The 23,524-nt window shown below is 41.1% G+C and carries 24 protein-coding genes; 10 read left to right on the top strand and 14 right to left on the bottom strand.

What is annotated here, in order from left to right; all coding sequences use genetic code 11:
- Positions 1 to 1,242: a transcription termination factor NusA gene (gene nusA / locus ACP14Y_RS08175; RefSeq protein ID WP_424962470.1), complete on the top strand. Its 1,242-nt coding sequence runs from the start codon at positions 1 to 3 to the stop codon at positions 1,240 to 1,242.
- 20 nt (positions 1,243 to 1,262) lie between these two features.
- The gene (gene infB / locus ACP14Y_RS08180; RefSeq protein ID WP_424962471.1) at positions 1,263 to 3,962 is read left to right on the top strand and encodes a translation initiation factor IF-2; all 2,700 of its coding nucleotides are present in this window, start codon (positions 1,263 to 1,265) and stop codon (positions 3,960 to 3,962) included.
- 61 nt (positions 3,963 to 4,023) lie between these two features.
- Here the strand turns inward: infB and ACP14Y_RS08185 are convergent, their stop codons facing one another.
- Both ACP14Y_RS08185 and ACP14Y_RS08190 read right to left on the bottom strand, forming a co-directional pair.
- Entirely contained in the window at positions 4,024 to 4,962 is a 939-nt protein-coding gene (locus ACP14Y_RS08185) for an IS3 family transposase (protein WP_424964428.1), read from the bottom strand.
- Positions 4,887 to 5,306 (bottom strand): transposase, encoded by a 420-nt coding sequence (locus ACP14Y_RS08190; RefSeq protein ID WP_424961088.1) that lies wholly within the window; start codon positions 5,304 to 5,306, stop codon positions 4,887 to 4,889. The genes ACP14Y_RS08185 and ACP14Y_RS08190 overlap by 76 nt, the downstream gene beginning before the upstream one ends.
- 127 nt (positions 5,307 to 5,433) lie before the next feature.
- Between ACP14Y_RS08190 and ACP14Y_RS08195 the strand changes: the two genes are divergently transcribed.
- Positions 5,434 to 5,850: a hypothetical protein gene (locus ACP14Y_RS08195; RefSeq protein WP_424962472.1), complete on the top strand. Its 417-nt coding sequence runs from the start codon at positions 5,434 to 5,436 to the stop codon at positions 5,848 to 5,850.
- Here the strand turns inward: ACP14Y_RS08195 and ACP14Y_RS08200 are convergent.
- From ACP14Y_RS08200 to ACP14Y_RS08210, 3 genes are all read right to left on the bottom strand, one after another.
- The gene (locus tag ACP14Y_RS08200; protein ID WP_424962473.1) at positions 5,847 to 6,575 is read right to left on the bottom strand and encodes a HisA/HisF-related TIM barrel protein; all 729 of its coding nucleotides are present in this window, start codon (positions 6,573 to 6,575) and stop codon (positions 5,847 to 5,849) included. The genes ACP14Y_RS08195 and ACP14Y_RS08200 overlap by 4 nt on opposite strands.
- A 67-nt stretch (positions 6,576 to 6,642) precedes the next feature.
- Positions 6,643 to 7,335, bottom strand: a complete 693-nt coding sequence (locus ACP14Y_RS08205; protein WP_424962474.1) for a response regulator transcription factor — start codon at positions 7,333 to 7,335, stop codon at positions 6,643 to 6,645.
- Positions 7,325 to 8,938: a sensor histidine kinase gene (locus ACP14Y_RS08210; RefSeq protein WP_424962475.1), complete on the bottom strand. Its 1,614-nt coding sequence runs from the start codon at positions 8,936 to 8,938 to the stop codon at positions 7,325 to 7,327. Before ACP14Y_RS08210 ends, ACP14Y_RS08205 begins: the two co-directional genes overlap by 11 nt.
- Positions 8,939 to 9,080: 142 nt before the next feature.
- Between ACP14Y_RS08210 and ACP14Y_RS08215 the strand changes: the two genes are divergently transcribed.
- Positions 9,081 to 9,914, top strand: coding sequence for a T9SS type A sorting domain-containing protein (locus tag ACP14Y_RS08215; protein ID WP_424962476.1), 834 nt, complete (start codon positions 9,081 to 9,083; stop codon positions 9,912 to 9,914).
- Positions 9,915 to 9,965: 51 nt separating this feature from the next.
- On the opposite strand, the gene ACP14Y_RS08220 is transcribed toward ACP14Y_RS08215, so the two are convergent.
- Together ACP14Y_RS08220 and ACP14Y_RS08225 are read right to left on the bottom strand one after the other, a co-directional pair.
- The gene (locus tag ACP14Y_RS08220) at positions 9,966 to 10,652 is read right to left on the bottom strand and encodes a response regulator transcription factor (RefSeq protein ID WP_424962477.1); all 687 of its coding nucleotides are present in this window, start codon (positions 10,650 to 10,652) and stop codon (positions 9,966 to 9,968) included.
- On the bottom strand, positions 10,645 to 11,880 hold the full coding sequence (locus ACP14Y_RS08225) for a sensor histidine kinase (protein ID WP_424962478.1): 1,236 nt from the start codon (positions 11,878 to 11,880) through the stop codon (positions 10,645 to 10,647). Before ACP14Y_RS08225 ends, ACP14Y_RS08220 begins: the two co-directional genes overlap by 8 nt.
- Positions 11,881 to 12,007: 127 nt before the next feature.
- Between ACP14Y_RS08225 and ACP14Y_RS08230 the strand changes: the two genes are divergently transcribed.
- Positions 12,008 to 12,373: a DUF1573 domain-containing protein gene (locus tag ACP14Y_RS08230; RefSeq protein WP_424962479.1), complete on the top strand. Its 366-nt coding sequence runs from the start codon at positions 12,008 to 12,010 to the stop codon at positions 12,371 to 12,373.
- A gap of 135 nt (positions 12,374 to 12,508) precedes the next feature.
- On the opposite strand, the gene ACP14Y_RS08235 is transcribed toward ACP14Y_RS08230, so the two are convergent.
- The 3 genes from ACP14Y_RS08235 to mazG all read right to left on the bottom strand — a co-directional run bounded on the left by ACP14Y_RS08235 (position 12,509) and on the right by mazG (position 15,093).
- Positions 12,509 to 13,327, bottom strand: a complete 819-nt coding sequence (locus ACP14Y_RS08235) for a hypothetical protein (RefSeq protein WP_424962480.1) — start codon at positions 13,325 to 13,327, stop codon at positions 12,509 to 12,511.
- Entirely contained in the window at positions 13,327 to 14,223 is an 897-nt protein-coding gene (locus ACP14Y_RS08240) for a DUF488 family protein (protein ID WP_424962481.1), read from the bottom strand. Before ACP14Y_RS08240 ends, ACP14Y_RS08235 begins: the two co-directional genes overlap by 1 nt.
- A 78-nt stretch (positions 14,224 to 14,301) precedes the next feature.
- The gene (gene mazG, locus ACP14Y_RS08245) at positions 14,302 to 15,093 is read right to left on the bottom strand and encodes a nucleoside triphosphate pyrophosphohydrolase (RefSeq protein ID WP_424962482.1); all 792 of its coding nucleotides are present in this window, start codon (positions 15,091 to 15,093) and stop codon (positions 14,302 to 14,304) included.
- Positions 15,094 to 15,243: 150 nt separating this feature from the next.
- On the opposite strand from mazG, the gene ACP14Y_RS08250 reads away from it, so the two are divergent.
- The 4 genes from ACP14Y_RS08250 to ACP14Y_RS08265 all read left to right on the top strand — a co-directional run bounded on the left by ACP14Y_RS08250 (position 15,244) and on the right by ACP14Y_RS08265 (position 18,543).
- Positions 15,244 to 15,471 (top strand): hypothetical protein, encoded by a 228-nt coding sequence (locus ACP14Y_RS08250; RefSeq protein WP_348279408.1) that lies wholly within the window; start codon positions 15,244 to 15,246, stop codon positions 15,469 to 15,471.
- 76 nt (positions 15,472 to 15,547) lie between these two features.
- Positions 15,548 to 16,930, top strand: coding sequence for a phosphoglucosamine mutase (glmM, locus tag ACP14Y_RS08255; RefSeq protein ID WP_424962483.1), 1,383 nt, complete (start codon positions 15,548 to 15,550; stop codon positions 16,928 to 16,930).
- A 12-nt stretch (positions 16,931 to 16,942) separates the two neighbouring features.
- Positions 16,943 to 18,088 carry a cysteine desulfurase family protein gene (locus ACP14Y_RS08260; RefSeq protein WP_424962484.1) on the top strand — a complete coding sequence of 382 codons (1,146 nt, stop codon included), beginning with the start codon at positions 16,943 to 16,945 and terminating at the stop codon, positions 18,086 to 18,088.
- Positions 18,085 to 18,543, top strand: a complete 459-nt coding sequence (locus ACP14Y_RS08265; protein ID WP_424962485.1) for a hypothetical protein — start codon at positions 18,085 to 18,087, stop codon at positions 18,541 to 18,543. Before ACP14Y_RS08260 ends, ACP14Y_RS08265 begins: the two co-directional genes overlap by 4 nt.
- 1 nt (position 18,544) lies before the next feature.
- On the opposite strand, the gene ACP14Y_RS08270 is transcribed toward ACP14Y_RS08265, so the two are convergent.
- From ACP14Y_RS08270 to ACP14Y_RS08285, 4 genes are all read right to left on the bottom strand, one after another.
- Positions 18,545 to 19,402 (bottom strand): hypothetical protein, encoded by an 858-nt coding sequence (locus ACP14Y_RS08270; protein ID WP_424962486.1) that lies wholly within the window; start codon positions 19,400 to 19,402, stop codon positions 18,545 to 18,547.
- Positions 19,403 to 19,467: 65 nt separating this feature from the next.
- Positions 19,468 to 20,481 carry a ferrochelatase gene (gene hemH / locus ACP14Y_RS08275; RefSeq protein WP_424962487.1) on the bottom strand — a complete coding sequence of 338 codons (1,014 nt, stop codon included), beginning with the start codon at positions 20,479 to 20,481 and terminating at the stop codon, positions 19,468 to 19,470.
- A 4-nt stretch (positions 20,482 to 20,485) separates the two neighbouring features.
- Positions 20,486 to 21,076: a VTT domain-containing protein gene (locus tag ACP14Y_RS08280; RefSeq protein WP_424962488.1), complete on the bottom strand. Its 591-nt coding sequence runs from the start codon at positions 21,074 to 21,076 to the stop codon at positions 20,486 to 20,488.
- A 27-nt stretch (positions 21,077 to 21,103) separates the two neighbouring features.
- Positions 21,104 to 21,736: a hypothetical protein gene (locus tag ACP14Y_RS08285; RefSeq protein ID WP_424962489.1), complete on the bottom strand. Its 633-nt coding sequence runs from the start codon at positions 21,734 to 21,736 to the stop codon at positions 21,104 to 21,106.
- Between the two features lie 88 nt (positions 21,737 to 21,824).
- Between ACP14Y_RS08285 and recJ the strand changes: the two genes are divergently transcribed.
- Positions 21,825 to 23,522, top strand: coding sequence for a single-stranded-DNA-specific exonuclease RecJ (gene recJ / locus ACP14Y_RS08290; protein WP_424962490.1), 1,698 nt, complete (start codon positions 21,825 to 21,827; stop codon positions 23,520 to 23,522).
- The last annotated feature ends 2 nt before the right edge of the window (positions 23,523 to 23,524 follow it).

Genomic DNA, 23,524 nt, shown 5'->3' on the forward strand with positions numbered 1-23,524 from the left:
ATGGAAGCGTCAGTATTAATTGATTCGTTTGCGGACTTTGCCAGAGGCAAAAACATTGACCGCCCAACCATGATCAGAATTCTGGAAGATGTATTCAGAACAATGATCCGTAAGAAATTTGAGACCGATGATAACTTCGATATTGTAATAAATGCCGACAATGGAGACCTTGAAATCTGGAGGTTCCGTGAAATTGTGGATGACAATTCCGAAGATATCTGGGATCATGATAAAATCAGCTTTTCAGAAGCTCGTAAAATCGAGCCAGATTTTGAGATTGGTGAAGAAGTTGCTGAAGAAATTAAGTTAGAAGATTTTGGGCGTAGGGCTGTAATGACAGCTCGTCAGACGCTTATTCAAAAAATTAAAGATCTTGAAAAAGACATTCTCTTCCAAAAATACAAAGACCTGGTTGGTGAGATTATTCAAGGTGAGGTGTACCAGGTACTCGGCAGAGAGGTGCTGTTGACTGACGGTGAAGGCAATGAACTTACCATTCCGAAAGGAGAGCAAATTCCAAAAGACCGATATAGAAAAGGAGACACTGTTCGTGCAATTGTACACAGAGCAGAGATGGTTAATGGAAATCCTAAAATCATCCTTTCCAGAACATCTCCGGTTTTCTTGGAAAGACTCTTTGAAGCTGAAGTCCCAGAAGTATATGACGGACTGATTACGATAAAGAATGTCGTAAGAGAGCCTGGAGAAAGAGCTAAAGTGGCCGTTGAATCCTATGACGACAGAATAGATCCTGTTGGTGCTTGTGTGGGAATGAAAGGATCGCGTATTCACTCAATAGTGCGAGAACTGCAAAATGAAAATATTGATGTAATCAATTTTACAGATAATCTTGAGCTTTATTTAGCACGTGCATTGAGCCCTGCAAAGATTACAAGCATGAAAATTAGCGAAGAGAAAGACAGAGTATCTGTTTATCTCAAGCCAGATCAGGTATCTTTGGCCATTGGAAAAGGCGGCCAAAACATTAAATTGGCTAGTAAATTGGTGGGGATGGAGATCGATGTGTTCCGTGAGTTGGACGAAAGCTCAGAGGAAGATGTTGATCTGGATGAGTTTACTGATGAATTAGAAGACTGGGTCATCGACGAGCTTAAACGTGTTGGATTAGACACGGCCAAAAGCGTTCTAAGACTTGGAACAGACGACTTGGTAAGAAGGACGGATTTAGAGGAAGAAACAGTACATGAATTGATTCGGGTTCTAAGCCAGGAGTTCGAATAAAGTAATTTTGAGAGGTTTATATGGCAGAATACAGATTAAGTCAAGTAGCAAGAAAGCTAAACGTAGGTAAGAATACTATCCTGGAATTCTTGAAAGAGAAGGGACATGAGGTAGACTCAAACCCTAACTCCAAGATTCCACAGGAGCAGTATGATATGCTTGCCCGTGCGTTTGCAGATTCAGCTCATGACAAGGAAGAGGCATCTGAATTAACAATCGGTGGTAAAACCGATAACATGGTTATCAATGCAGACAAAGTTTCTGCGGATGAGAAAAGTGAGGATGAAAGAATCCTTATAAAGGATAATGTTGGAGCTGAGCCTGAGCCTGAAAAGATTTCTGCTAAAACAAAACTAGATGGTCCCAAGGTTGTAGGTAAGATCGATCTGGATAAAAAGAAGAAAGAGGAGAAAGAAGAAGAAAAGCCTGCGAAGGAAGAAGTCAAGAAGGAAGAAGCAAAAAAAGAGGAGCCAAAAGAAGAAAAGAAAAAGCCTGAGGAGAAAACAGAAGAAAAGCCTGAAGACAAAGCTCCTGCTAAAGAAGAGCCTAAAGAATCCGAAGAAAAGGAAGACAAAAAGGATGATGATAAAGGAGTGATCAAGGCGAAAGCTGACTCTCTTCGTGGATTGAAGGTTTTGGATAAGATCGAACTCCCTAAAGACAAACCTAAACCCGTTGCTTCATCAGACTCTAACCAAGACAGAAAGAAGCGTCCGAGAAAACGTATACAGCAATCTGGTGGAGGACCTCAAAAAGGAGGTGGAAGAGGAGATCGAGGAAGATCACACTCCGGAAGAAAAACCGAGGAACTTTCCGATAAGGAAATTCAGGATAAGATTAAAGCAACGCTCGCTAAATTAAGCGGAGGTGGTGGAAAAGGCGGATCACAGAGATCCAAATACCGAAAAGACAAAAGATCAGCCAGAGCTGAGGAAGAAGAAGAGAGGCAGCAGCAGGCAGAAGAAGCTTCAAAAACACTAAAAGTAACCGAATATATTTCGGCTAGTGACTTAGCGTCCTTGATGGATGTATCTGCCAATGACGTTATTTCGGCTTGTATGTCGCTTGGAATGTTTGTTTCCATCAACCAGCGATTGGATGCAGAGACCATCACGGTAATTGCAGATGAGTTTGGTTTTGATGTAGACTTCACGGAAGCGAAAGAAGAAACTGACATTATTGAGGAGGAAGACGATGAAAGCAAGCTGGCAGATCGCGCCCCGATTGTAACGATCATGGGGCACGTAGATCACGGTAAAACATCCCTCCTTGATTACATCAGAGAATCAAAAGTCACAGAAGGAGAAGCCGGAGGTATAACTCAGCACATCGGCGCATACGATGTGATGACCAACAGTGGTAAGCGTGTAGCTTTCCTTGATACCCCTGGTCACGAAGCGTTTACAGCGATGCGTGCACGTGGTGCGAAGATTACAGATGTAGCGATTATTGTGGTAGCGGCGGATGACTCAGTGATGCCTCAAACGAAAGAGGCAATCAACCACGCTCAAGTAGCTGGTGTTCCAATTGTTATCGCCATTAATAAAGTCGATAAGCCAAACGCTAATCCAGATAAGATCAAAGAAGACCTCTCCAATATCAATATCTTGGTTGAGGACTGGGGTGGTAAATATCAGTGTCAGCATGTTTCTGCAAAGACAGGAGAAGGAATTGATGAACTACTAGATAAGGTCTTACTAGAGGCTGAATTGCTTGAGCTTAAAGCTAACCCGGACAAGCCGGCTGTAGGATCTGTTGTGGAAGCTTCTCTTGATAAAGGACGAGGCTATGTTTCTACCATTATGGTACAAGCGGGTACGCTTAAAATCGGTGATGTTGTACTTGCAGGACCATATTTTGGTAAAGTGAAAGCGATGTTTGACCACCGGGGACAAAAACTCGATAAAGCAGGGCCGTCCACACCAGTATTGATGCTTGGCTTAGATGGTGCTCCACAGGCAGGAGACAAGTTTAACGTGATGGAGAGCGACAGGGAGGCACGAGAGGTTGCCAACAAACGAGAGCAGATTCTCCGCGAGCAATCTATTCGAACCAAGAAACATATTACCCTTGATGAAATTGGCAGAAGATTAGCTATCGGAAGCTTCAAAGAGCTTAACGTGATTGTCAAAGGTGATGTGGATGGATCTATTGAAGCATTGGCTGATTCACTACTTAAACTTTCAACCGAAGAAGTGCAGGTGAATATCCTTCACAAAGCAGTGGGGCAAATTTCAGAATCTGATGTATTGCTTGCTTCTGCGTCTGATGCGGTTATTGTTGGTTTCCAGGTGAGACCATCGAGCGGTGCGCGAAGACTGGCTGAAACAGAAGAAATCGAGATCAGACTTTACTCAATCATTTATGATGCAATCAATGATGTGAAGGACGCAATGGAAGGCATGCTTGAGCCTACCAGTGAGGAAGTAATCACAGGTAACATTGAGGTGAGGGATGTCTTTAAGATTTCAAAAGTAGGAACCGTAGCAGGATGTTACGTCACAGATGGAATTGTCAAGCGATCAAATCAAGTGAGGTTAATTCGAGATGGGATCGTGGTTTATACCGGAGAGATCAACCAGTTGAAGCGATTCAAAGAAGATGTTTCAGAAGTGAAAAGCGGTTACGAGTGTGGTCTTAGCATAAAGAACTTCAACGACATCAAAGTTGGTGATATCATTGAAGGGTTTGAGGTGAAAGAAGTGAAACGAACCCTTTAATAATACGGTGTTGACCCGTCCTAAATAAACGTTACAGGTTTAGGATAAAAATAAATCAAGTTTAAAGAGTAGTAGGTATTGACCTGCTACTCTTTTTCATTTTATAGGTTTTAATTTCTATTTCACATTGTTGATGCATCTCTATTGGTGTTTTCATCTGACAAGAGGAATGAGGCCTTATCCTGTTGTATGTATTAATACTTTCCCTGACTAATTGATTCATATCAGTCAGGCTTAATTGATAATCAAGTAAGAACTCGTGCTTGATTATTCCATTGATTCGTTCAGCTACAGCATTAGCATAAGGGTCATAACTTTCGGTCATACTACATTCCAGATTGTTTTGCTTTAAAGCTTGCTGGTATTGGTCGCAGCAATACTGGAAGCCTCTATCTGAGTGGTGGATCAACGGTTGATTAGGATAGTTTCTTTGTTTGACAGCCATTTTCAGAGCTTTCAAAGCCCCTCTTGCTTTCAATGAATCGGAGAGATTGAACCCTACAATCTTCTTTGAATACGCATCGGTTATCAAAGCCAGATACATAGGATAATCCCGATTGCCAACATAAGTGATATCAGACACCCATATTTGTTCGGGTCTGACTGGAGTCATTTCTTCAATGAGATTAGGGTGCTTTCTGAACCAATGATGGGAGTCAGTCGTCACATGATACCCTCTTTTGGGTTCAATAAGCATGTGATTAGCCTTTAAGATGCTGAAGAGCCGACCTCTTCCAACTCCTAACTCCATCAGCTCACCCTTCAAAAGGTGGTACAGTTTTCTGGTACCAACCCTGGGCTGTTTTATGCGTATTTCTTTGATCATCTCAATAACTTTCTGAGCAGTAGCTTGTCTACGTTTTCTTGAATGAATTGCTCGGTAATAAACCTGTCTACTTACCCCAAACAGTCTACAGGTAGCCGTCAGGCTTTCTTCGTATCGTTCTCTGTAGAGGTCGACTGTTCGGGTAAAGAGTTTTTTCGGATAGGAATGGAATATTCCTTCTCTGCCAGTGAAATCATCATATCAAAAATGATTGACTTCTTATCTGCTTGCGCTACCTGATGCTCCAGAAGCTTTTTCTGTTTCTCTAACAGCTTCACTTTTGCTTCCAGCTCCATGACCTTCTGTTCTGGTGTTTTAGGCATGTTGGAGGGTGTTTGATTCTCCCAATCAAAACTACCATACTTTCGCAACCAGTTCATCACTGTTGACCTGGCTTGGATTCCATACTTGCGCTGAGCCGCTTTCGTGGATAGCTCACCTGATTCAATCTCTTTGACTACTTGTAGCTTGAGTGTTAAACTATAGTCTTTCTGAGTCCGCTTTACATATTTCTTCATTACACATTCTTTTGTGTAACGCTATTTCAGGACGAGACATGTTTAAGAAATATTAAAGCCTGTCTATTTTGATAGGCTTTTTCATTTTTATCAAATCAGCAATATTTAATCTGGAAATACTTCAAAAATGAAAGTTAAGTTTTGTAAAAAAGCTGAACCTTCCGCCAATTATTTCGTTATTTTGTTGGTTAAGATGAAGGTCTTGAAAAATTACCGAAATATATTCTCTGCTCTCCTTTTGATTTTCATGATCAATCTGGGCTTTGCTGGTACGTTTACTAACGGTCAGGAAGCTAAACCTCAGGAGCAACAAGAAGGTAGAAGAAAGTCAGACCAGACTATGATTCGTCCGGATGGAGAATATACTTCCCCTGCTACTCAGGCAGACTATCAAGAAGAAGTTAGAGAAGAACCCCGTGAATCTGAAGAATACGAAAAACCGCAGGTAAAGGCTGATTCTATAGAAGATGACTCTGTGAGCAAATACAATTTTATCTTCTACTTTCTTTACAAATTCAAATACGACACAGAGGAGTCTCCTTAAGCTACTACAGACTGGTAGTTGTCAATATCATCCAGAGAAATATTTCCTTCATAAAAAGCCTTTCCGAAGATTACTCCGTAAAGTCCAATATCCCTTAGCTGTTTGATGTCATCCATCCCTCTCACACCTCCGCTTGCAAAAATGCAGAGATCTGGAAATTCAGCTAATAATTCCCTGTAAAGGTCAAATGATGGGCCTTCCATTGCTCCGTCTTTGGAAATATCGGTCGTCTTTAGGTATTTTAAACCTCGATTATAGAAGTAGGCGATGTGTTCAAATAAGTCATTTGAAGTGGCTTTCTGCCACCCTCTGATCCTAATTTTTCCTTGAAGGCTATCTGCCGCTAACGCAATCTTTTCCCTACCATAAGACATCAGCCAATTGGCAAATTGCTCTTTGTGAGAAACAGCAACTGAAGCCGCAGTAATACTTTCCGCGCCATATTCAAATGCCTTGATGACATCCCCATCTGTGTGTATGCCACCTGTGAAATTTACCTTCAAGTCCGTATAAGCGGCCACCATGTGAAGAATATCATAATTAACAGAAGTGCCTTTTCTCGCCCCATCCAAATCAATTAGATGGATGCGCGAAATCCCATGGTCTTCAAACTGTTTGGCCACATCGATAGGAGTATCGTCGTAGACCTTTTCACTTGAATAGTCTCCCTGAGTAAGGCGAATGGTTTTGCCTTCAATAACCGATATTGATGGAACGAGTAACACAATAAATTGAGATTGATTCCTTTTAGGATGCTCTACTTAAAGATATAATATTTTGAGCAGAATCTGATCAGTTGACCTCAACTAATTTGAAACCTTCACCGTGAATTGTCAGTATTTTGAGGCTAGGTTCATCCTGAAGGTACTTTCTGATTTTAGCAATATAGACATCCATGCTGCGTGCATTGAAGTAGCTGTCATCCTTCCAGATTTTTTTCAATGCCGTGCTCCGCTCTACCGTTTGATTCAGGTTTTCAAAAAAGATCTTTAAAAGCTCATTTTCCTTTGTTGTAAGGTTTATCTCTCTTTCCGGGGTAATCAACCTGTTTTCCCGGTAATAGTAAGTCAGCCCCTTGATTTCGAATGGGTTTGGAAAAACTTCTTCCTCCTCCTTCTTCACCGACCTTTTCAAGATCGCCTGTATACGCATCAGAAGCTCCTCCATACTGAAGGGTTTGGTCATGTAGTCATCCGCTCCAATGGTGAATCCTTTGATGATATCCTGCTTCATGGACTTTGCAGTAAGAAAAATAATGGGTGTTTCTTCATCAATCGATCGAATTTCTTTTGCAAGTGTGAATCCATCCTTTTTAGGCATCATAAGGTCCAGAATGCACAGATCATAATCACTCTCTTTAAAAGCAGTACTGCCTTCTTCCCCGTCACGCATTAGCGTAGTATCATAGCCCTTCAGCCCCAGATATTCACTTAATATTTCTCCCAAATTCGGGTCATCTTCTACGATCAATAATTTAGGCTTCATCTGCTAATGGTAATGTGATTGAAAATTTACTTCCTTTTCCAGGCTCGCTATCTACATGGATACTACCGCCATGCGCTTCCACGATTCTTTGAACATATGCAAGTCCCAACCCAAACCCTTTTACATTGTGAAGATCTCCGGTAGGAACACGATAAAATTTTTCAAAAATATGTTTTTGCTGTTCTCGTGTCATCCCAATGCCTTTATCATGAATGGATAGAATAAAATCCTCCTCATCTGATGCTGTGCGCAGAGTGATGTTTGGTGAATCAGGCGAATACTTGTTTGCATTGTCCAACAAGTTGAGAATAATATTTGTCAAGTGAAGTTCATCCCCCTGAACCAAGTCCTTCTCAGCCTTTTCAATAATATTGAGACGCCCTCCTCTTTGCTCCACCTGCATGGCAATATGTTCGGCCGCACTTTTCACCATCTCACCCATGTGTAGAATTTCTTCTTTGAGGTTGTAATCGTTTCTATCAATCGCAGCAATTTGCAAAACCTTTTCCACCTGATTCCCGAGGCGCTTGTTTTCCTCACCAATTACTTTGATGTATTTCGTTCGAAGCGTGCTTTGTTCAATGTCTTTATCGTTCAAAGCTTCTACTGCAAGAGAAACCGTGGAAATAGGCGTCTTTAGCTCATGGGTCATATTATTGATGAAGTCGTTTTTCATCTCAGAAAGCTTTTTCTGCCTAAGAATGGTTCGTATGCTATAACCAAAGCAAAAAAGAATCACCAAAACCAAAAAACCAGAGCTCACCATGGCTGACCACACTTTGCCAAGCAGATAGCCTTGTTTATCAGGAAAGTTTATCGTAAGAATACTATCATTATCGTAAATGTCATTCGGAAACAATGAGGCTTTAAGTTCGCTTTTAGCTAGCTCGCTTTTCTGCCCTCCACTGGTCAAGAGCAGAAACCTATTTTGCTGCGGCTGAATGACTCCATATTCGTACGTTATGTCAATGCCTTTGCTTTTTAGCTCACTTTTGAGCAAGGAATCAAGTTGTTGTGGACTAAAGCGAGAGGCTATTGAACGATTTGGTCCCATCAGGTCGCGCACGACATCAAAAGTGAGTTCATATTTTCTTGAAACCTTGGCAAGCTTATTTTCCAACTGCTGAATCTTAACATCTCGTTCTTCCAGCTGTTGCTCCATGGTTGAACCAGGTGGGGGTGGGGCATTTTCAAAGAAAAATCGATCTGCTACACTGGAAAAATTAACCACAAATTCAAAGCCGCCTTCATTTACTGTATCAGCAAAATAAAAGATTTGTCGATTGCCCTGCTCTAAGATTTCTACATTGCCATTGCCCTTCTGTTTTGCCAGCCTTTCTGCATTCTCAACCTGCTGAAGGTGTAGGTTTTCTCGTTGCTCATACAGAGGAGAATTCACATAATTCAGTTTTTGCAATGCAGCAAAAGTTTCCTGTCTCTCCAGTTTGCTAGCAACCGTATTCAGTGCATCCAATACGTCTTTTCTAAATCGCTCTTCATTGGCGGTTACCAAAGAATCGATCCAGTAAAGCTGAAAAGCTATAAGCCCCATCATGGCCATTCCCATCAGGCCAATTATCCATCTCAATGTCTTTCGCTGCATACCTCAAAAATACGATGAACGGGTATGCGTAGTTCATGTTTAACCATTTTTAACAAGGATTAACGACTGATTAACAGCCAGATAGAAGAGGCCTCCGTACTTTCGATTAGTGATTAGGAAGAAAACAAAACTCAAAGTAAAGATGAAAACGAAGTTGACAATTCTAACGCTAGTGGCTTCACTATTTGTGTGTGGTGGTGCCCTCGCTCAATCATATGAGGAAGGGAAAATAGTGGTGGAGATCACCAGAGATGTAAATGGTGAAAAGAAAACCTTTAAAGGTGAATACCATAGCACCGAAGAGATGCGGGCAGACCCTAATTACCAGGAGTTTGCCGGTGAAGAGGGGGGCTTTAATTTTTGGTTTGATAATGAAATGGATGAAGACGCATTTCTTCACCTCGATCAACTAAAAAACCAAAGCCATTCCTTCTTTAAGTATTTCCATGGAGATGATGAGGATGATGGTAGTGGGTTTTTCTTTAAGCAATTTGATGATGATTCCTTAGATGGCTTTTTCAACTTTCACATGGACAACATGGACATGGATGCGTTCAAAGAACGAATGAAAAACCTGAGCAAAGAGATGGAAACAATGATGGGGCATTTCTATGAAAAGGATGGCGATAGACATGTAAAGGTGATAAAACGAATAAAGATTACAGATGTAGACGATGAATTTGGTAAAAAAGGAAGGGTTGATGACGATCATGTATTAGAATTGGAAGACCTTTCATTCTATCCTAATCCATCATCAAACGGGAGATTTAAGGTACGCTTCCAGGTTCCTGATGAGAATGAACTTACCATTAAGGTCTCTAACCTGCAAGGCAAGGAAGTATTCAGCCGATACTTTGAGCGTTTTGGTGGATTCTATTCAGAAACTATCGATTTATCAGGACAGGAGGATGGAATTTATTTGCTCGAAATCTGCCAGGGCAAAAAACGGCTAACAAAAAAGATTGTTATCAATTAGCATGGTTCTGGTTTAAGAGAGTGGCCGGTTGAGAGATCAACCGGCTTTTTTTTAGTCAGATACAACGAGGCTAAACCCTACGCCATGATGATTTCTGATTTCCAATGCAGAATCCTCTTTCAGGTACTTCCTCAAGCGGGTGATGAAAACATCTAAACTTCGGCCTTTGAAATAATCATTTTCACCCCATATCTCCTCAAGGATTTCTTCACGTTTTACAAGTTCATTTTGATTTTGTACAAGAAGTTTAAGCAAGCTGCCCTCCATCTGAGTCAGCGAATGTGAAGTTTCATTGCAGCAGTAAACCAGGTTTCTTTCATCAAAAGTTGAACAACCAAACTCCACTGCCTGGGTATTTTTTGAAGCTTTAATAGGTTGATTTCTCCTTATAAATACTTTGATACGATACTCCAGCTCTTTCATAGAAAAGGGCTTGGTTACATAGTCGTCTCCTCCAACCTCAAAACCCTCTAAGCGATCCTCCTCCTGAGATTTCGCCGTGAGGAAAATGATAGGAATGAACTCATCCATTGATCGGATCTTTGTTGCCAATTCAAAGCCATCCATTTTTGGCATCATTACATCTAAAACACATAGCTCGAATTGGCCTTTCTCGAATTGTGTGAGTGCTTCAGATCCATCCTTACTCCAGGTGACTTTATGACCAGCCTCCTCCAGGTTGTCCTCGATCATAAATCCAAGGTTATCATCGTCTTCCGCCAGTAGGATTTTAGCCATTGGGTAATGTGATTTTAAATGTGCTCCCTTTCCCCGGTTCAGATTTTAACTGAATGTTTCCACCAAGCTTTCTGATCAACGAAGAAACAATATGAAGTCCCAAGCCAAAGCCTTTTTGGTTGTGTTGGTTGTTCGGCTCAGGTACTCTGTAGAATTTTCTAAAAATCTTTTTTTGATGCCTAGGTTCAATACCTATCCCATCATCAACCACTGAAATGATTGTTTTTTTTGTATCCTGATTAACAACTAATGCTATGTTTTTCGCACCATACTTCACCGCATTATCTATCAGGTTTCTCAGCACATTTTCCAGCAGTCTTTGATTGGATTTTATTTCGGACAACTCTGCAGCCTCAAAATTCCAGCCAATCATTTTAGAAGTATACTCCTCTTTAACATTATCCAGAAGCAGCTTTAAAAAGATGTTCAAATTCACGGTTTCCAATTCCACCTTGGTGCCAGACTCCAATTGAGCAGAATGAAGAATATCCTCTACATTCTTCTGAAGACGATTCACTTCTTTTTGAATAATTCCAATATACTTTTTGTCTTGTTCAGCAGAACGCTCACTGAGCGTAGCGGAGGCAAGCGTCAAGGTAGCCAGTGGGGTCTTTAGCTCATGACTCACATTGTTAATAAAATCCTTCTGAACCTCGCTCAATCTTTTCTGACGGAGAATAACAAAAAGTGCATATCCGAAAAAGATAATCACCACAAGTGAGATGGCAGTGGTGAACTTCCATAGATCAAACCCCGCAAAAAGATTTCTTGATTTCTCCGGAAAATAAACCCCAAAATAATATTCATCATTCTTCAATACCGGAATAGGATCTCTATTTTCGGCGTACTCCAGATTTACATTCTCAGCATAGACCATCTGATCACTCGCACAATCATATACACCATATTCAAAGTCTTGCGATATAGCTCTTTTCCTTATTTCTGCGGTGATCAAATACTCCAGATTTGTCAGGTCTATTTTGTCATTCGTTCTCACAATGAAGTAGTTGCCGGATACTTGCTCGATGGGATTGACTGAAGGGAAATCCTTTCCACTGGCCTCACATAGTGACTCTACTACATTACGCAATGCCACCTGTACATTATGGTTGAAAACCTGATCCTGCTGAGCGATTGCACGATTCAACCAAAAGACCTGCGTGCCAAGAATCCCAACAAGTGAAAGAATGGCAAGAATGACTAAAACACGGATGTGAGCATTCTTCATAGGATCAAAAGTAAATCGAATAGAAGTGAAAAAATGGTGTTTAACAACTCATTAACAATCATTAGGAGGTTGTTAACAGTGATTTGAAAACCGTGAGGTCAGCTTTGACTCAAACAAAATTTCGAATATGAGAAAAGCAACTTTTATCGTAATGCTGGGAATCGCAGTAGCTGTGGTGGCCGGCATGTCATCTGTCACCTGGAAAACAACTTCTATTGATTTGGGTGAAGTTTCAAAAAATGAAGTCAAGGAACTGTCTTTCGAGTTTACAAACAACTCTAATCAGTCAATCAGAGTTTTGGAGGCGAAAGGCTCATGTGGGTGTACCAATGTAAAGTTTCCTGCAGAGGAAATTGGCGCAGGTGAAACTGCATCTATCACCGCAAACTTTCAGTCTGCGAAGCTGGGTGCGTTTAAAAAGAACATCCGCATCAAAACATCGGATTCTGACGACTACACTTATCTATATTTTAATGGAGAGGTGGTAGAGTAGAAGATTGATAAACCACCTCAAAGGTTAGGAACTGGCTTTTGAGGGTGGTTTAGAAATTAGATGGAGTTTTAATCCGCCTCTTTCGCAAAAAAATGGAATTTGTTCAAATGAATGCAATTATCAGTTCAGGCATGATCAAAACAAAGATATTTGTATCGTTGGTTTCGGATGAAAAGTACCGATAATCACAAATGGATTTGGGGCGGTGTTATGATGAAGTTTGGTTGTCCCAAGAAATAAATATAGGTCTTTACTTTTAGCGAAATCGTCCAAATATTTCTTTTTTACATCATCGCAAGCGAGTTGCTCATCACCACCATGTCTTCTTAGTGAGTTCCAATAAAGTTGTCCAATTTCCCAGTCTTCTATCATCATTGTACTTGTTCTACCCTCAGAATCTATAAGCTTATATGAGAATTTATAAGGTAGTTTTTTTACAACCTCAAATTTTCCTTCTTTGTCAGAGGACTCAAACAAATTAAGTTGGTTGAGCTTATCGAGTTTTTCTTTACTCCACTCTCGATCCACTTCCTTAATTTCAAGATTTAAAATTTCAGTTGGTTTAAAAACTGCCAATGAGGTACCTATTTTCTTGTCCTTTGCTTCAACAATTAGTTTACCAAGGCTTGTATAAACATTGTTTAATACAACCTTTCTTCTTTCTGCCCAGTCATGGCCATCGGGCTTAATCTCTCCTACTATTTTTATTTCAGTATCATGACTTACTGGGCGGTAACTTTCTTTTCTGAAATCACTAGTGTTTTTAACAAGATCAATTTCTATCCATTGGTACTTCGAATACTGTTGGCTGTACCTCCTTTTTCTAAACTGAATAGGATATATTCTTATCCAAGAACCATCTTCTCGAAATCCTGCGGTACAAACAAGTTCATCATATTTTGCGGAGAGTGATGGATAGGTTTTTACTGTGATTAATACTTTCTCCTTCGGCATTACAAATGTTTTTGATCAATATCCCATGCTGGCAGACGTTTGAGTGCGGCGGCAACTCTACTTCTATGGCACATGCATGGTTCTTTCTCAAAACAAGTTATTGCAATTCTCCTATATTTCCCCGTTAGGTTGTAAATTTCTTCTACATAATCACTATTCTCGTGAAGCGTTGTTTCCTCATACTCATCAAAAAGTCTTTTGTAATCGTTAATTGTATTTAAATCAGATCGCTTTCCTGATTCAATACCTAATTGAGGAATATGCACATACTCAATACCAACACTTTCGCAAGCTCGTTTTAGCTGATTTTTTGAAAATCCGTATTTCATACTTAGCGGATTTTTTCTAACATCACAAAGAAGCCTTACATCATTAATTATCAATTTATTCAGATAAGTTTCGAGACTTATACCCTCATAACCTATTGTAAAAAACGCTGCTTGATCTAAAGATCTCTTTTGTGCATTGACTTTTTCTAATTCCTCCACATTAAGAACCTCTTCAGCGATTTGACTCTTGGTTGCAAAATATGGGTAATTGATATAGGTGTATTTTACAAGTTCTCTTTGGTTTAAGTGCCCAACTTCCTTTTTAGTTTGCTTAATTGCGGCTTGATCTTCTTTTTTTAAAGTCATTAAAAATGATTCTTCGGTGTTAAGTACCCAGTCGGATCCTAGGCTTTTTGCTCGATCAATTACTAAGTTCTTTTTAGAAAGAGTTGACAAATCTTGATTGGCTTGGAAAGAAAAACTACCAAATTTATACGGCACAAAATCAAAAGACTTTTGTTCTTGCTTTCTAGTAACCAATAGAAGTATCTTTTGAAGTCTTGTATGCGATAAAACCCCACCAAACTCCTCTAGAACACCTAAAAGCAATTTTCTCCTATAATACATTTCGCAAATTTACGAAATAGGCATACCTTCTACTAAGAGAATGATCATCAGCTGATCGAGGTTGTCAAAAAAGTCAAATTAAATCCCCTTCGCGCGCTCCCAATACTCATCCATCTCTTCCAGTGTCATCTCCCCAAGACTCTTTCCATCCTTCTTTGATTCTGATTCCAGATATTGAAAACGTTTAATGAATTTTTTATTGGTGCGTTCCAGCGCCTCCTCTGGGTTGATATCCACGAAGCGAGCATAGTTGATCAGCGAAAATAGCAGATCACCAAACTCTCCGGCTTTCTTTTCCTTATCCGTTTCCTCCTGAAACTCATTCATCTCCTCATTTACTTTTTCCCATACCTGATCCTGGTTGTCCCAGTCAAAACCAACACCTCGCGCTTTCTCCTGGATACGCATAGCCTTCACCAATGCAGGCAGGGATTTTGGCACGCCACCAAGCACCGACCTATTGCCTTTTTCTTTGAGCTTGATCTTCTCCCAATTGGCTTTTACCGTTTCCTCATCTTCTGCATTTACGTCCCCATAAATATGCGGATGCCGGTTGATTAGTTTATCACAAACCTGGTTCAGCACATCCGCCACATCAAAAGATTTTTTTTCACTCCCAATCCTGGCATAGAAAACCAAGTGCAGCATCAAATCTCCCAATTCCTTCTTCACCTCTTCCAGATCATTCTCAATGATCGCATCTGACAACTCATAGGTCTCCTCTATGGTGAGATGTCGCAGCGTCTCCATCGTCTGCTTCTTGTCCCACGGACAGTTTTCACGTAGCTCATCCATGATGGTAAGCAGTCTGTCAAACGCTTCGAGTTTGGCTTTTCGATTAGTGTCAGGCGTGGAAAGTGGTTTGTTCATAGATTTTCGTTTTATAACAACCCCCTAACCCCCTTCGAAGGTGAAATTCTCCCGAAGTGAATTAATTCGAAGAAATATGAATTATCACTTCGATCAGGATGTTATTTCTACAGCCGCAAATTGGCTAATTTTGTATCAAAATCGGAACGAATGCAGGTAGTATTATTAGGAATCGGAATTTTCGCGTTGTTTTTTGTGGGATTGTCCATTCGCATTTTGCTAAAAAAAGATGGAGAGTTTAAGGGGACCTGCGCTTCTCAGAACCCTTACCTCAATAAAGAAGGTGCATCATGTGGATTTTGTGGGAAAACTGTGAAGCCCGGTGAAGACTGTGGCAACCCTGATTCTGAAGTAAACAAAGTTTTAGCAAAGTTCTGATACGCAGACTTTTGCCAGAAGGCTTTTTACTTCTGCCTACATTTCTATCTTTGCGCACCGCTAAAAATAAATCGCTTTGACCTTAATCAAATCAATATCCGGCCTGCGTGGAACGATAGGTGGAAAAGCCGGAGAAAATTTATCTCCCTTAGATGTTGTGAAGTTTGCTGCCGGCTATGGTGCCTGGCTAAAAGAGACCAACAAAAAGCCCAAAGTTGTGGTGGGAAGAGATGCACGCCCCTCAGGAGCATCTTTCACACAACTAGTTGCCAATACGCTAATCAATCAGGGCATTGACGTAGTAGACTTGGGGCTCAGCACAACCCCCACGGTTGAAATGGCTGTAATAGCTGAAAAAGCCCAGGGAGGAATCATACTTACTGCTAGCCATAATCCTGCCGGATGGAATGCCCTCAAGCTTTTAAATGATCGAGGGGAATTCATTTCTGCAGAGGCAGGAAAGAAAGTGTTGGATTACGCTGAATCCTCCGATATTGAATTTGCCCAATCAGGTAAGTTTGGAAAACTGACGACCAACGATCTTTATATCGATTATCACATCGAGCAAATTCTAAAACACCCACTGGTAGATGTAGAAGCTATCAAAGCTGCTTGTTTCAAAGTGGTAGTGGATGCTGTAAATAGTACCGGTGGAGTTTCCATAGTCCCCCTACTGAGGCAGATGGGTGTGGAGGTAAAAGAACTTTTTTGTGAACCAACTGGCAATTTTCCACATAACCCTGAACCTCTTCCGGAAAATCTTCAACAAATCAGCAGTGAACTGGAAAAAGGCAATTATCACCTGGGTGTGGTTGTTGATCCTGACGTGGATCGATTGGCACTCATTTGCGAAAATGGTGAGCCTTTTGGTGAAGAGTACACACTCGTGGCAGTCGCCGATTACGTTCTTTCGCAGAAAAAGGGAAACACGGTCTCCAACCTTTCTTCTACGCGTGCTCTTCGGGATATCACTGAAAAGCATGGCTGTGAATACAATGCATCTGCGGTAGGTGAAGTGCATGTGGTTGCTAAAATGAAAGAAACCAACGCGGTGATCGGTGGCGAAGGAAACGGTGGAGTGATCGTGCCTGATTTGCACTATGGAAGAGATGCACTGGCCGGAATCGCTTTGTTCCTGACTCATTTGGCTAAGTTCGGGAAAAGTGCCTCTATGCTAAGAGCTACCTATCCTAACTATCATATTTCCAAAAACAAAATTGAGCTTACACCTGATATAAATGTTGACGGTGTACTTGATGCCATTAAAGAGAAATACAAGGGCCAACCCATCAATACAGTCGATGGAGTAAAAATCGAATTTGACAAAGAGTGGGTACAGTTGCGAAAGTCGAATACTGAACCGATTATTCGTATTTTTGCAGAGTCTGAGAGTCAGAATACAGCTGAGCATTTGGCTAAAAAACTGATGATGGACATCAAGGAAGTGATTTCCCGCTAAACTCTACTTGGTATGAAGGTTTATTTCGACAATGCTGCAACCACTGCTATCGACCCGGATGTATTTGAGGCGATGAAGCCTTACATGCTCGAGCATTTTGGCAACCCGTCTTCCATTCACTCACATGGCAGACAGGTGCGAACCGCCATCGAGCGATCCCGAAAAAAAGTGGCCGACCTTTTAAATGCTGCCCCTGCAGAGGTATTTTTTACTTCAGGAGGGACAGAGGCTGACAACACAGCGCTCAGATGCACGGTAAGCGATAAAGGAATCAAGCATATCATCTCAAGTAAAATTGAACACCATGCAGTATTGCATACAGTAGAATCTCTTGAGAAAAAAGGCGTCAAAGTAAGCTATGTAGAACTGGATGGTCATGGAGAGGTAAACTACGATCACCTGGAATCGCTTCTGAAGAAAGAGCCTAATTCGCTTGTTTCACTTATGCACGCCAATAATGAAATTGGAAACCTACTGAACCTGGAAAAAGTAGGCAATATGTGTGAGGAATATGACGCCATCTTCCATTCCGATACGGTGCAAAGCATGGCGCATTATGTTCATGATATGTTAAGCCTAAAACTGGATTTTGCCGTGGGGTCAGCACATAAGTTTCATGGACCAAAAGGCGTAGGATTCCTTTATATCAATCATAAAAACAAAATTCATCCATTCATTCACGGTGGAGCGCAAGAGCGAAATATGCGTGGCGGAACTGAGAATGTTTACGGTATCGTAGGTTTGGCAAAGGCTATGGAAATTGCTTACGCTGATATGGAGAATCACAGAAAGCATATCGAAGGACTTAAGACGCACATGATCGAAAAACTCAAAGCTTCCATCGATGGAATTGCTTTCAATGGAGTGTCTGATGACTTAGAAGGCAGCCTGTACACAGTACTTAATGTGTGCTTACCACCAAATGACGATAATGATATGCTGTTATTCAATCTGGACATTGCCGGCATCTCTGCTTCTGGTGGAAGTGCATGTAGCAGTGGTTCAAGTATTGGGTCACATGTCTTGGCGGAGCTAAACAGGGATCAAAATCGTGGTGCCATTCGGTTTTCTTTCAGCAAATACAATACTTTAGAGGAAGTGGATTATGCGGTTGAGAAGCTCGCAGAGCTTTATCAGCCGGAGACTACTTCTGCATGAAATTAAAACCAATATTCTACCGGTTTCAGGTTAAAGACCTGATGCATATCATTCCCAGGTTAATAGTGGCAATTATTCTGGCACAAACTCTTCCATTTAAATTCAGTGGTGCAGAAGAAAGCATATGGATTTTTGAGCGGATTGGGTGGGAACCATGGGGTCGGTACTTGATCGCCAGTATTGAGACCGTTTCAACCTTTCTTTTACTCTCTAACTATTACGTTTTTGGGGCCATAATCTCACTTAGTATCATCAGTGCTGCCAATTTCCTCCACTTCACAAAGCTGGGTTTCATCGTCAATGATGATGGAGGTACACTCTTCATTATGAGCATCATTGTCATTTTCTGCTCGCTTTGGATCGTGCTCTATTGGAACATGAAAAGAGTGGAGTCAAAAACATCCAATTTCGAGTTTGATTGGGATGAAGATGAGGAAATGTTGTTAAATGATTAGGTCAACTCTTATATTGAAAGATTACTTCTTTAGATAAATTCTCTCTTATTCTCGTTATTCTGGGCCCTTTGTTTTCGTCAAGATGATATTCCAGGACGTACGCATCTCCAGAAAAGAAATCTACTCCAACAGGTGTCCAGCCATCCCTCAGCTGGTAGAATGTTTCATTACTCCCGTCTTCGTTTATTCTGGCTATTCGTCTTCCTGCCGTCTCCGCGGCATATATGGATCCATCACATCCTTTGGTCATGCCTAGAATAACATCATTATACCTGTCAACAGGACGGTCATCCAGTTTCGTGATAAGGTTCGTGGCAATAACCTTACTACCCCCATTTTGATCTATCCTTACAATACTTCCTCCTTTGGTTGCTTTATCTGTCACATATATCACTCCATCAGGGTCTGCATAAATCGATTGGTTCCATTCCAGGTAATGACTACTGAACTTCCTCTTTTCCCCATCCTTTATTTGCCATATATAGTGGTTGTTGCCAAAGTAGATTACTCCCTTGGAATAGGTACAGTTACCCCCAAAAAAGTCATGATGGTCCCATGACTGATGCAACGTGTCTATGCCATTTCTGGAAATCCTCACCATAATGTGATTGCCTTCACCATGTGCGGTGTAGATATTTCCCTCATCATCAATAGCCACGTTGTGAGCATGGAAATCTTCAAGGAGCAGCTCAAGTTTTCCGTAAGAATGAAGTTTCCATATTGATCCCCTGCCATTATGATGGATATCAGCGAAATAAATGTTTCGATACTTATCAACCACGATTCCATAAGCAGGATGAGCTGATAAAGATTGAAGGATGGAGCCGGTAATAAGAAAGAGTAAGAACAGCTTTTTCATTCCTGGTTTTACGAATGAAATTAAAAAAAGGTGTTGTCTTTCGTGTTGGCTCATTATCAAAATGACTATGCTTCAACTAACTCTTTCAAACACTCTACCCACTTATCTTCTTTATTCAGACTTGGAACGAGATCCCACTTTTCGCCACCCGCTTCCAAGAATTCTTCCTGGTATTCCTGGCCTACTTCAATTGTTGTTTCCAAGCAATCAGAAACGAAAGCAGGTGAGAAAGCCAGTACCTTTTTCTTGTCATTTTTAGCAAGCTCTTTGAGTACATCCTCAGTATATGGCTTCACCCAAGGGTCTTTTCCCAAGCGAGACTGAAAACATACAGTGTAATCTTCGTTCTTAATACCAAGCTTGGCAGTAACTAAGCGTGTCGTTTCAAAACATTGCGCCCGATAGCAATAGCGATTATGTTCGTTGAGGGTATCACAGCATTTTCCAAGCTGGCAATAATTTCCATATGATCCTTTTCTAATCTGTCGTTCCGGCAGACCGTGGTAGCTAAAAACAAAATGGTCGTAGCTTTCTTTTTCAATTAATGCTTTTCCTTGATCACAAATGGTTTCTATAAACAACTCCTCCTCCAGAAACTGAGAAGTGAATTTGATCTCCGGAATAATCTGCCACTGTTTTGTGATTTCCATCACCTTATCGATCACCGAACCTGTTGTTGCTGAGGCATATTGAGGAAAAAGAGGAATTACATGCAGCATTGCGACCTCCTCTTTTTGAAATTCTTTTAGCACAGATTCGATGGAAGGACTTTGATATCGCATGGCAAACTTCACAGAGTAATCCTCTGAAAGCTTTTTTTTGAGTAGTTCGGTGATGTCATCGGTGTAATATTTTAAAGGCGATCCTCTTTCGTCCCAAAGCTTCCGATATTCTGCAGCAGACTTAGGGGCGCGGAACGGAGCTATAATTCCCTGCACCAATAGAAAGCGAGGAAAAGCAGGAATGTCTATGACCCGTTTGTCCATCAGAAATTCCCTCAGGTATTTTCTAACATCCGAAACTTTGGTAGAGTCTGGCGTTCCCAGGTTCACCAATAAAACACCTTTCTTCTTTGCCATAGGATTAGAAAATGTTGGCCTCCCAAATCACAATTCCATACGCAAGAAATCGCAGAAATCTGAAAAGAGAAAACCACAAATATTTTTTAAATGAATAATGCACGGATCCCACCAGCATCGCGATACCTGAAAAAGGAAGGGGTGTCAGTGAGGCCACAACCACCAGAAAACCTCCGTAGTTGTTCAAATGTTTTTCAAACTTCCCAAAAACGCGAATCTTCATGATTCGATAAAAGCGAGTGTTCTTCAAATAGGCTCCTATTCCAAACCCAATGATTCCGGCTACATAGGATATTGCGGACAAAGCAATGATGTTGCTGATGTAATTGGATAGCACCTCACTGCGCAATGACCAGATCATGAAAAACTCCGGCGGAATAATGCCGAAGATGACCTCTGATGCAAGAAAGATAAAATAGACGATTGTTGGGCGATCATACACAGGACCTAAAACTGTCTCCAGCGTAAAATCATAGTTTTTCCGTGCATAGATAAATGCGATGACGATGACAGCCAACCACAAAAATCCCCTGAGAAGATTTCTCAGTAGAAACCTTCTTCGATCGGGTAATTCTCTTTGGGTTCTTCGAATCATGTTGGAAGCTAAACTGGATTTGCGAAATTATTGTTCCTCCGGCTTAGATTCGACATCTTTTTTTGGTTTTGTTTTTTTGAATGACACTTTCCAGAAAGGATCTTCCAGTTCCGTATACCGACCATAAAACTGGGTGAGCATAATCTTAACTGCATAATTCAGCCGATTCTGTGCATCCTGAAAGTAATCTTGGCGATTTTTTGGGTGATAGATAAAAAATTTGATGATTGGAAAAACGCACGTACGAAGATCTCCTAATATCTTTTTGACATCTGCTTTGTCTTTTTCCAACGACTTCATTGCTTTTCCACAGCAAACCCCCACACCTTTAATCAGAGGGATATAGATGTTGTTAACCGTTCCCCCTTTTTCTTCCAATTCAACGCAAGTTTCCTCACAAAAGGCCTGAAGTATACGCAATGAAGGAATACTCATACTGGCCTCTGTAAAAACATCCGGCTGCCAGAGGATTTCCCGAAAGGTGAAAATGGAAGGAAGCAGCTCAGTGTCGTATTGATCATCGTCCTTTAGTGCCAGCATGGTTTCCGTAGACAAGGCATCTACTTTTACTTCTCCCGCACATAGCGCATAGGACCAACCCTGCTCCTTGGTGTTAACCATCTTCAAAAAATTCCATATTTCGTTTAGCGCGATTTTCATCACCTTATTTTATTGTACACAAAATAAACATTCAGTATCACATAAGATAATTTCTCATTTTCTGGCCCTCGTTTTATAACTTCAACCCGTGGAAAAAAGATGGGTATATAAGCAGGAGCCAAAACAGGAAATTGTTGATAAACTCAGCAAAGAACTCAATATCAACGAATATCTGGCAAAGATCTTAGTACAGCGAGGCATCCACACATTCGATCAGGCAAAAACATTTTTCAGGCCGTCGCTATCCCACCTGCATGATCCTTTTCTCATGTTGAACATGGACAAGGCAGTCAACCGGCTGACCGAAGCAGTTTTCAACCAGGAGAAGATTCTGATTTATGGTGATTACGATGTAGATGGCACTACCTCCGTAAGCTTGATGTACCTATTCTTAAAGGAGTTCACAGATCAACTGGAATTCTACATCCCGGATCGCTACACTGAGGGGTATGGCATTTCTAAAAAGGGGATCGACCATGCCATTGAAAATGGCTTTCAACTCATCATCGCATTAGACTGTGGTGTAAGGGCCATTGACCGGGCGAGGCAAGCGAAAGATGCAAACATTGATCTGATTATCTGCGATCATCACTTGCCCGGAGAAGAACTACCTGAAGCCTTTGCATTGCTTGACCCCAAGCAACCAAATTGCAAATACCCGTTCAAAGAATTATCAGGCTGTGGGGTCGGCTTCAAATTGCTCGAGGGCTTTTGTCAGCAAAACACCATCGAAAAAGAAAAGCTATTCAACTTTCTTGATTTGGTAGCAGTAAGCATAGGGTGTGATATTGTGCCAATTGTGGGAGAAAATCGTATACTGGCTTTCTACGGCTTGAAAAAGTTGAATCAGTCTCCTTCTGCTGGATTAAAATCTTTGATTGAAGTCAGCGGCAAGAAAAATGAGTTTTCAGTTTCTGATGTAGTATTCTCCATAGGACCGAGGATTAATGCTGCAGGTCGTCTGACTCATGCGAAGGAGTCTGTCAACCTACTCATTGGTGATGCCAAGGAAACCAGCGCTTTTGCAGACAATTTGAACGATCGGAACAAAGAGCGAAGGGAGTTTGATCAAACCATCACTGCTGAAGCATTGGAAATGATTGCCTCCTCGTCTGAAGAGCGGAAGTCTACGGTGCTGTTTAAAGAAGACTGGCACAAAGGAGTTATCGGTATTGTTGCTTCACGGTGCATCGAGCATTATCATCGACCGACAATTATCCTCACTGAATCAAAAGGAATGGCAACCGGGTCCGCACGCTCTGTGGATGGATTTGATGTGCATGAAGCTATCTCCGAGTGTGCAGACCTGTTAGAACAGTTTGGAGGGCACACACATGCAGCAGGACTTACACTCCCTCTGGACAATGTAGAACAGTTTATTGATCGTTTTGAAAAGGTGGTAAGTGAACGAATTTTACCGGAACAGCTAATTCCCAAGGTTGGGATTGACACAGAAATCCCCTTGTCATTCATCAATTTCAAGACGTACAACATCATGAACCAAATGGCTCCATTTGGCCCTCAGAATATGTCACCCTTGTTTGGCACAAAAAATGTAATTGTAGACACCACTCCGAAGGTGATCAAAGACAAACACATCAAAGGATTTTTGCATGCTGAAAACAGCACGAAGCTTTTTGAGTTTATTGGTTTTGGGATGGCGGATAAATTGGAACAAATAAAAACCGGAGCTCCTTTCCATATTGCCTATCACCTGGAGGAAAATAATTACATGGGCAACAAGTCACTTATCCTGAATCTCAAGGATGTAAGATTTGATGCATAAAT

Source organism: Ekhidna sp., assembly GCF_965247405.1.
GTDB lineage: Bacteria > Bacteroidota > Bacteroidia > Cytophagales > Cyclobacteriaceae > Ekhidna.

What these genes read in the sequence shown, in the direction of transcription:
- ACP14Y_RS08230 (WP_424962479.1), top strand. Translation starts at nt 12,008, where the DNA reads ATGAGAAAAGCAACTTTTATCGTAATGCTGGGAATCGCAGTAGCTGTG.
- ACP14Y_RS08250 (WP_348279408.1), top strand. Translation starts at nt 15,244, where the DNA reads ATGCAGGTAGTATTATTAGGAATCGGAATTTTCGCGTTGTTTTTTGTG.
- ACP14Y_RS08215 (WP_424962476.1), top strand. Translation starts at nt 9,081, where the DNA reads ATGAAAACGAAGTTGACAATTCTAACGCTAGTGGCTTCACTATTTGTG.
- mazG (WP_424962482.1), bottom strand. Translation starts at nt 15,093, where the DNA reads ATGAACAAACCACTTTCCACGCCTGACACTAATCGAAAAGCCAAACTC.
- ACP14Y_RS08265 (WP_424962485.1), top strand. Translation starts at nt 18,085, where the DNA reads ATGAAATTAAAACCAATATTCTACCGGTTTCAGGTTAAAGACCTGATG.
- ACP14Y_RS08235 (WP_424962480.1), bottom strand. Translation starts at nt 13,327, where the DNA reads ATGCCGAAGGAGAAAGTATTAATCACAGTAAAAACCTATCCATCACTC.
- ACP14Y_RS08195 (WP_424962472.1), top strand. Translation starts at nt 5,434, where the DNA reads ATGAAAGTTAAGTTTTGTAAAAAAGCTGAACCTTCCGCCAATTATTTC.
- ACP14Y_RS08190 (WP_424961088.1), bottom strand. Translation starts at nt 5,306, where the DNA reads ATGAAGAAATATGTAAAGCGGACTCAGAAAGACTATAGTTTAACACTC.
- nusA (WP_424962470.1), top strand. Translation starts at nt 1, where the DNA reads ATGGAAGCGTCAGTATTAATTGATTCGTTTGCGGACTTTGCCAGAGGC.
- ACP14Y_RS08205 (WP_424962474.1), bottom strand. Translation starts at nt 7,335, where the DNA reads ATGAAGCCTAAATTATTGATCGTAGAAGATGACCCGAATTTGGGAGAA.
- ACP14Y_RS08285 (WP_424962489.1), bottom strand. Translation starts at nt 21,736, where the DNA reads ATGAAAATCGCGCTAAACGAAATATGGAATTTTTTGAAGATGGTTAAC.
- ACP14Y_RS08240 (WP_424962481.1), bottom strand. Translation starts at nt 14,223, where the DNA reads ATGTATTATAGGAGAAAATTGCTTTTAGGTGTTCTAGAGGAGTTTGGT.
- ACP14Y_RS08220 (WP_424962477.1), bottom strand. Translation starts at nt 10,652, where the DNA reads ATGGCTAAAATCCTACTGGCGGAAGACGATGATAACCTTGGATTTATG.
- hemH (WP_424962487.1), bottom strand. Translation starts at nt 20,481, where the DNA reads ATGGCAAAGAAGAAAGGTGTTTTATTGGTGAACCTGGGAACGCCAGAC.
- ACP14Y_RS08270 (WP_424962486.1), bottom strand. Translation starts at nt 19,402, where the DNA reads ATGAAAAAGCTGTTCTTACTCTTTCTTATTACCGGCTCCATCCTTCAA.
- ACP14Y_RS08280 (WP_424962488.1), bottom strand. Translation starts at nt 21,076, where the DNA reads ATGATTCGAAGAACCCAAAGAGAATTACCCGATCGAAGAAGGTTTCTA.
- ACP14Y_RS08210 (WP_424962475.1), bottom strand. Translation starts at nt 8,938, where the DNA reads ATGCAGCGAAAGACATTGAGATGGATAATTGGCCTGATGGGAATGGCC.
- infB (WP_424962471.1), top strand. Translation starts at nt 1,263, where the DNA reads ATGGCAGAATACAGATTAAGTCAAGTAGCAAGAAAGCTAAACGTAGGT.
- ACP14Y_RS08260 (WP_424962484.1), top strand. Translation starts at nt 16,943, where the DNA reads ATGAAGGTTTATTTCGACAATGCTGCAACCACTGCTATCGACCCGGAT.
- ACP14Y_RS08225 (WP_424962478.1), bottom strand. Translation starts at nt 11,880, where the DNA reads ATGAAGAATGCTCACATCCGTGTTTTAGTCATTCTTGCCATTCTTTCA.